At 70.8% G+C, this 5821-nt stretch carries 6 protein-coding genes; all 6 read left to right on the top strand.

Features of this window, described 5'->3' with window-relative positions; genetic code table 11:
• Positions 1-873: ATP-binding protein (locus tag Q1K33_RS19860; RefSeq protein ID WP_363319761.1), on the top strand; the 873-nt coding region annotated here is incomplete at its 5' end.
• The gene (locus Q1K33_RS19865; RefSeq protein ID WP_300406525.1) at positions 866-1540 is read left to right on the top strand and encodes a response regulator transcription factor; all 675 of its coding nucleotides are present in this window, start codon (positions 866-868) and stop codon (positions 1538-1540) included. The genes Q1K33_RS19860 and Q1K33_RS19865, both read left to right, overlap by 8 nt.
• The gene (locus tag Q1K33_RS19870) at positions 1541-2428 is read left to right on the top strand and encodes a M15 family metallopeptidase (protein ID WP_300406527.1); all 888 of its coding nucleotides are present in this window, start codon (positions 1541-1543) and stop codon (positions 2426-2428) included.
• A gap of 17 nt (positions 2429-2445) precedes the next feature.
• A complete protein-coding gene (locus Q1K33_RS19875; protein ID WP_300406529.1) occupies positions 2446-2805 on the top strand; it encodes a hypothetical protein in 360 nt (119 codons plus the stop codon).
• Positions 2806-2833: 28 nt separating this feature from the next.
• On the top strand, positions 2834-3187 hold the full coding sequence (locus Q1K33_RS19880; RefSeq protein ID WP_300406531.1) for a VOC family protein: 354 nt from the start codon (positions 2834-2836) through the stop codon (positions 3185-3187).
• A 40-nt stretch (positions 3188-3227) separates the two neighbouring features.
• Positions 3228-5615 (top strand): DNA helicase PcrA, encoded by a 2388-nt coding sequence (gene pcrA, locus Q1K33_RS19885; protein WP_300406533.1) that lies wholly within the window; start codon positions 3228-3230, stop codon positions 5613-5615.
• Positions 5616-5821: the final 206 nt, after the last annotated feature.

The raw sequence follows: 5821 nt of genomic DNA on the forward strand, positions 1-5821 counted from the left end.
GGGGGGCCGGCCGCGGCGGCGCCGCGCGTGCGCTGGCTCGCCGCCACCGGGTCGCTCGCCCCGGTCCGGGTCGTCCTGGGCGACGGCGGGTGGGCGTCGTACGCTCGGCTGGGGTTCGGCGTGGCGATGATCGCGGCCTCCCTCGGACTCTTCGCGTTGCAGGGCGGGTCGCTGAGCGTGGCCCGCGACGTCACGCTGGCCGCGTTGCTGGGCATCGCCGGACTGGCTCTCGTGGCGGTGCCCTGGCTCTTCCGGCTCGCCGGGGAGCTCACCGACGAGCGTGCCGAGCGCGTGCGCACCCAGGAGCGTGCCGACGTGGCGGCCCACCTGCACGACTCCGTGCTCCAGACCCTCGCCCTCATCCAGAAGAACGCCTCCGACTCCGCCATGGTCTCGCGTCTCGCTCGCTCCCAGGAGCGCGACCTGCGCTCGTGGCTGTTCGTCGGTGAGTCGGCCGACGAGTCCACCGTCGCCAACGCCCTGCGGGGCGTGGCTGCCGAGGTCGAGGACGCCCACGGCATCTCGGTCGACGTGGTGACGGTCGGTGACGTCGACCTCGGCGAGGCCGCGCGTCCGATCGTGGCGGCGACGCGTGAGTCCCTCACCAACGCGGCCAAGCACGCCGGAGTGCCACGCGTCGACGTCTACGCCGAGATCGGGAGCGGTGTCATCGACGTCTTCGTCCGCGACCGCGGGCGCGGCTTCGTGGTCGAGCAGACCCCAGCGGACCGCTACGGCGTGCGACACAGCATCATCGACCGCATGCAACGCCACGGCGGCACGGCCGAGATCCGCACGGCGCCCGGTGAGGGCACCGAGGTCAGGCTGCACCTCTCCGTCCAGCACACGCCCGAAGGAGCGCACGTTGACTGATCCGTCGAGCCAGACCCGCGTGGTGATCGTCGACGACCACGCGATGTTCCGCCGAGGCGTGCGAGCCGAGCTCGAGGCAGCGGGCGCCGGGGTGGTCGAGGTGGTGGCGGAGGCCGCCGACGTCGACGAGGCAGTCACGCTCATCGCCGCGCACCGCCCGGACGTCGTCCTGCTCGATGTCCACCTGCCCGGGGGCGGTGGCGCGGAGGTGATGCGCCGTGGGCCGACCTCCGACGCCGCTGGTGCAGCGCCGCGCTACCTCGCGCTGTCGGTCTCCGACGCGGCCGAGGACGTCATCGGCACGATCCGTGGTGGAGCGCGCGGCTACGTCACCAAGACGATCACCGGGCCCGAGCTGGTCTCGGCGATCGGTCGGGTCGCCGACGGGGACGCCGTCTTCTCCCCGCGCCTGGCCGGCTTCGTGCTGGACGCCTTCGCGGGCTCGATCGAGATGGCGGCCGTCGACGAGGACCTCGACCGGCTCACCGAGCGCGAGCGTGAGGTGATGCGGCTGATCGCGCGTGGCTACGCCTACAAGGAGGTCGCCAAGGAGCTCTTCATCTCCATCAAGACCGTCGAGACCCACATGTCGTCGGTGCTGCGCAAGCTGCAGCTCTCCTCACGCCACGAGCTCACTCGCTGGGCCTCGGACCGGCGCCTGCTGTAGATGGTCCGACGACTCGCGGTCGCCACCGCGGCCGGTGCGACGCTGCTGCTCACAGGGTGCTCCCCGACGCAGGTCGGGGAGGCCACGGCGACCCCGGCGCCGACGGTGGCACCCACGTCCTCCCCGACCCCGACGGAGCCCGCCGAGCCGAGCCGGCCCACCGCGTCGGGCGAGCCGGCGTACTCCAACTGGCCGCTGGGCGAGATCGTCCTCCCGCTGCGTCCCGACGGGCTCGGGGAGATCCGCGCCACCCCCCGCCCGCTGCGCGAGCGCCGCTACCCGACGCAGGACCTCCTGAGCCCGCCCGCCGACGGGCTCTTCGCCTCGTCGATCGGTCCTGTCACTCCGGAGATCCGCGAGCGGATGGGGGAGACGTACGCCGAGGGCTGCCCCGTCGCCCTGGCCGACCTGAGCTACGTGCAGGTCGCGTTCCGAGGCTTCGACGACGCCGCCCACACGGGGGAGCTGGTCGTGGCGACCTCGGAGGCGGCGGGGATCGTGTCGGTCTTCCGCGCCCTGTTCCGCGCCGACTTCCCCATCGAGGAGATGCGACTGCCCACCACCGCCGACCTCGACGCGCTGCCGACCGGCGACGGCAACAACACGGCGGCGTTCGTCTGTCGGCCCACGACCGGGCAGACAGCGGGGTTCTCCGCGCACGCCTACGGACTGGCCCTGGACCTCAATCCGTTCATGAATCCCTACCGCAAGGACGACGTCGTCATCCCCGAGCGTGCCAGCAGCTATCTCGACCGCGACGACGTGCGACCCGGCATGGTGGAGCCCGACGACCTCGTGGTGCGGGAGTTCGCCCGGATCGGGTGGTCGTGGGGTGGCGACTTCACCACGCTCAAGGACTACCAGCACTTCTCCGCCCTGGACCGCTGACCCGATACTCTCCGGCCATGGAGACCCTGCGCCTCATCCTCTTGATCCTGCACATCCTGGGCTTCTCCGCCCTCATCGGCGGGCTGCTCGCCCAGGCGGGGACGGGGGAGAAGCAGGTCAACGCCGCGATGCGCGACGGCGTCGGTACGGCGTTCGTGGCCGGGCTGGCACTGGTCGGCGTCCTGGAGGGCGGCGACGGCGACGTGAGCTACGCCAAGATCACCGTCAAGCTCGGCATCGGCCTCATCCTGCTGGTGCTCGTGATGGCCAACACCCGCAAGCCGAGCATCCCGCAGGGTCTGTGGGCCGGGCTGCTCGCGTTGGCGGTGATCAACGTGTGCGTGGCCGTGCTCTGGTCGCCGGCACACGCGTTCTGAGGGTCGCCGCGTGGGTAGCGTGGCGTCCATGCCCATCGCGCGCTTTCCCAGCTTCGTCTTCGACTGCCCCGACGCCGCCGCCCTGGCCGGCTTCTACGCCGCGCTCCTCGGCTGGACCGCGACGTCCCAGGACGACTGGTTCGAGGTCCGCGGCGACGGTCAGTGCATCTGCTTCCAGACGGTGGACGACTACCGGGCCCCGTCCTGGCCGTCCCAGGAGGTGCCGCAGCAGCTGCACCTCGACGTCGTCGTCGAGGATCTGGACGCGGGCGAGGCCGCAGTCCTCGAGCTCGGGGCGATCAAGCACGAGCACCAGCCGGGCACGACGTTCCGGGTGTTCCTCGACCCCGCCGGACACCCCTTCTGCCTCTGCTCGCAGTGACCGCGTAGGTGTCGACGGGGACCCGTAGGCTGGTCCCAGCATGAGCACCTTGTCACCTGAGTCCGAGCAGCACCGCCTCCTCGCGGGTCTCAACGAGCCGCAACGAGCCGCCGTCCAGCACGCGGGCCACCCCCTGCTGGTGGTGGCCGGCGCGGGCTCGGGCAAGACGCGGGTGCTCACCCGACGGATCGCCTGGCTGATCTCGGAGCGCAAGGCCCACCCCGGCTCGATCCTGGCCATCACCTTCACCAACAAGGCGGCGGCCGAGATGAAGGAGCGCGTGGAGGAGCTGGTCGGCAAGCGGGCCCGGATCATGTGGGTCAGCACCTTCCACTCCGCGTGCGTGCGGATCCTGCGCAAGGAGTCGCACCTGCTCGGCTACAAGAGCAACTTCTCCATCTACGACGCCCAGGACCAGAAGCGACTGATGGGCCTGGTCATCAAGGACCTCGAGCTCGATCCGCGCCGCTTCCAGCCCGGGCCGGTGCTGCACTGGGTGAGCAACCACAAGAACGAGCTGCGCGATCCCGAGGACGCCGCCAAGGACGCCAAGAACGGCATCGACGAGACCTACTCCGCGGCGTACACGCTCTACCAGCGGCGTCTGCGCGAGGCCAACGCCCTCGACTTCGACGACCTCATCATGAGCACCGTCCACCTGATGCAGGCCTTCCCGGAGGTGCGTGAGACCTACCGGAGACGATTTCGGCACGTGCTCGTCGACGAGTACCAGGACACCAACCACGCCCAGTACGCCCTCATCCACCAGCTCTGCGCCGACCCGATGGAGGAGCGCGGGTCGCTCGCGGACTCCGAGCGAGTCGAGCCCGCAGAGCTGATGGTGGTCGGCGACGCCGACCAGTCCATCTATGCCTTCCGCGGAGCCAACATCCGCAACATCCTCGACTTCGAGCAGGACTTCCCCGACGCGACCTCGATCCTGCTGGAGCAGAACTACCGGTCCACCCAGACCATCCTCACCACGGCCAACGCCGTGATCGGCCACAACAAGGGCCGCAAGGAGAAGCGCCTGTGGTCCGACGCCGGCGACGGCGACCGGATCGTCGGGTACGTCGCCGACGACGAGCGCGACGAGGCCCGCTTCGTCTCGGAGGAGATCGACAAGCTCACCGATGCCGGCCTGAAGGCCGGCGACGTGGCGATCTTCTACCGCACCAACGCACAGTCGCGCGTCTTCGAGGAGGTGTTCATCCGCACCGGCATGCCCTACAAGGTCGTCGGGGGAGTGCGCTTCTACGAGCGCCGCGAGGTCCGCGACGCCCTCGCCTACCTGCGGATGCTGGTGAACCCCGACGACCAGGTCAGCCTGCGCCGGATCCTCAACGTGCCCAAGCGCGGGATCGGCGACCGCGCCGTCGAGTGCGTCAACGCGCTTGCCACCCGCGAGCGGATCACCTTCTGGGAGGCCCTGCGACGCGCCGAGGAGGCGCCGGGACTGGCCACCCGCAGCCTGACCAACATCCGCGGCTTCGTCGGCCTGGTCGAGGAGCTGATGTCGATGGTCGAGGCCGACGAGCGTCCCGACGTCGTGCTCGACACCGTGCTCGCCCGCTCCGGCTACCTCGAGGAGCTCGAGGCCTCCGACGATCCGCAGGACGCCACCCGGGTCGACAACCTCGGGGAGCTGGTCGCGGTCGCTCGCGAGTTCTCCGACGATCCGGTCGCCGGGCCCAGCGCCGACCCCGCCGACGTCGACGCCGGACAGGTCGCTCCTGGACTGGCCGACTTCCTCGAGCGGGTAGCCCTGGTCGCCGACACCGACCAGATCCCCGACGAGCCCGACCCGGACGCTCCCGAGGACCAGGGCATGGTCACCCTGATGACGCTGCACACCGCCAAGGGGCTGGAGTTCCCGACCGTCTTCCTCACGGGCCTTGAGGACGGCATCTTCCCGCACTCCCGCAGCCTGGGCGACCAGCCGGAGCTGGAGGAGGAGCGCCGCCTGGCGTACGTCGGCATCACCCGCGCCCGCGAGCGGCTCTACATCTCCCGCGCGGTCGTGCGCTCGGCCTGGGGTGCCCCGTCGCACAACCCGGCGAGCCGCTTCCTCGACGAGCTGCCGATCGACCTCGTCGACTGGAAGCGCACCGAGGCGGCCCAGACTCGTTGGGGGCGCCCGGACCTCGCCTCGAGCTCGCCTGCCTACACCGGCTTCGGTCAGCCCACCACGGCCGGTCGCCGCAACTTCTCCTCCGCCGCAGCGCGTGCGGATGCGGCCACCAAGGCCAAGCCGTCGCGTGCGATCCCCAGCCTCGACCCGGGCGACCGGGTGGTCCACGACAGCTTCGGGATGGGCACGGTCGTGGCGATCGAGGGCCAGGGCGACAAGGCCTCGGCCTCGATCGACTTCGGCTCCGAGGGCGTCAAGCGCCTGCTGCTGCGCTACGCCCCGGTGGAGAAGCTCTGAACGGAGCTTGCTCCGGCTCAGAGCTTCATTGGTCGTCGAGCGAGCCGTCGCAGCCCGAGCTTGCGAGGGCAGCGAACCGGCGTGTCGAGACGCGGTGAGCCGGGATGCAGCGGCGAGGAGCGACGAAGTCGCGGCAGCGTCCATGCTCGTGGAGCGAGCCGTCGCAGCCCGAGCTTGCGAGGGCAGCGAACCGGCGTGTCGAGACG

Origin of the sequence: Nocardioides sp. (assembly GCF_029937575.1) — a bacterium.
Classification (GTDB): domain Bacteria; phylum Actinomycetota; class Actinomycetes; order Propionibacteriales; family Nocardioidaceae; genus Nocardioides.

Bases quoted from the DNA above. Each gene is read 5' to 3' on its own strand.
- Q1K33_RS19870 (WP_300406527.1), top strand. From the start codon at position 1,541: ATGGTCCGACGACTCGCGGTCGCCACCGCGGCCGGTGCGACGCTGCTG.
- Q1K33_RS19875 (WP_300406529.1), top strand. From the start codon at position 2,446: ATGGAGACCCTGCGCCTCATCCTCTTGATCCTGCACATCCTGGGCTTC.
- Q1K33_RS19880 (WP_300406531.1), top strand. From the start codon at position 2,834: ATGCCCATCGCGCGCTTTCCCAGCTTCGTCTTCGACTGCCCCGACGCC.
- pcrA (WP_300406533.1), top strand. From the start codon at position 3,228: ATGAGCACCTTGTCACCTGAGTCCGAGCAGCACCGCCTCCTCGCGGGT.